A 1343-nucleotide genomic window follows, 5' to 3' on the forward strand; every position below is an offset into this window, starting at 1 on the left:
GGGCCCGTCACGCACCCGGTCGCCGGGGCGGCCGCGCTGCGCGGGCTGGTCGGCGGCACGTGACGCGCCCCGGATCCGCCACCCGGCCCGGACGGGCCCTGGTGGGGACGTCGGGGTGGCGCTACCGGCCGTGGCGCGGCACGTTCTACCCGCCCGGACTGGTGCAGCGCCGCGAGCTGGAGTACCTGTCCCGGCAGGTCACCTCGATCGAGATCAACGGGTCGTTCTACTCCCTGCAGCGCCCGGAGAACTACCGGGCCTGGGCCGAGCAGGTCCCGGCCGGGTTCGTGTTCGCGGTGAAGGGCCCGCGGTTCGTGACGCACCTCAAGCAGCTGCGCGACGTCGCGGTGCCGGTCGCGAACTTCCTCGCTTCCGGCGTGCTCGGCCTGGGGCCGGCGCTGGGCCCGGTGCTGTGGCAGCTGCCGCCCCGGATGCGGTTCGACGCCGACCGGCTGGCCCGCTTCCTGGAGCTGCTGCCGGCGAGCACCACGGCCGCCGCCCGGGCCGCGACCGGGCACGACGAGCGGCTCGACGGCCGGGCGCTGGTCGAGACCGACGCCGACCGCCCGCTGCGGCACGCGGTCGAGCCGCGGCACCCGTCGTTCCGGGACCCGGCGTTCACCGCGCTGCTGCGGGAGCACGGGGTCGCGCTGGTGCTGTCCGACTCCGCGGGCACCTGGCCGGTGTTCGACGAGGTGACCGCCGACCTCGTCTACCTGCGCCTGCACGGCCAGGGGGAGCTCTACAGCGGCGGCTACACCGCCGAGGCCCTCGACGGCTGGGCGGAGCGCGTCCGCGGCTGGCGCGACGCCGGGCACGACGTCGTCTGCTACTTCGACAACGACGCGAAGGTCCACGCACCGACCGACGCGCTGGCCCTGATCGACCGCCTCGGCTGACCTGTTCGGCCGACTACCGGCACGGCTGAACGGACCTGTCCTCACATTTGTTGATAAGGGCGGGCCGGCTGATACGCGGGCCGCCGTCGCCGCGACAGCCGTGGCGTGACCACTCCGCAGAACCGCCACGGCGCCCCGGACCTCTCCGGCCCGCCGCAGCAGCAGTCCGGCCCGCACCGTGTCCCGCAGCAGTACCGGGGGCCCCAGGGCCCCGGACGCCACCAGCAGCAGTACGCGCAGGACCCGCGCGGTGCCGCGCCGCAGGGCTGGGCGCCGCACCACCAGCCCCGGCCGCAGCACTCCGGCGGCAACCCGAACCCCTACTACGACGGCCACCCCGAGGTCCCCTTCGGCGGGCCGCCCTTCGGCCGCACCAACCCGGGCGGGGTCCCGCAGCAGGCCCGCAGCCCGCAGCAGCAGGCCCCGGCCGCCACCGGCGCCCAG

The 1343-nt window shown here is 76.2% G+C and carries 1 protein-coding gene and 1 pseudogene; both read left to right on the plus strand.

What is annotated here, in order from left to right:
* The first annotated feature begins 59 nt into the window (after window positions 1-59).
* Window positions 60-899 carry a DUF72 domain-containing protein gene (locus GTW08_RS27450; RefSeq protein WP_073577901.1) on the plus strand — a complete coding sequence of 280 codons (840 nt, stop codon included), beginning with the start codon at window positions 60-62 and terminating at the stop codon, window positions 897-899.
* Between the two features lie 105 nt (window positions 900-1004).
* A pseudogene (locus GTW08_RS27455) lies at window positions 1005-1343 on the plus strand (hypothetical protein); the annotation flags it as partial.

Origin of the sequence: Pseudonocardia sp. SID8383, assembly GCF_009864975.1 — a bacterium.
Lineage (GTDB): Bacteria > Actinomycetota > Actinomycetes > Mycobacteriales > Pseudonocardiaceae > Pseudonocardia > Pseudonocardia alni.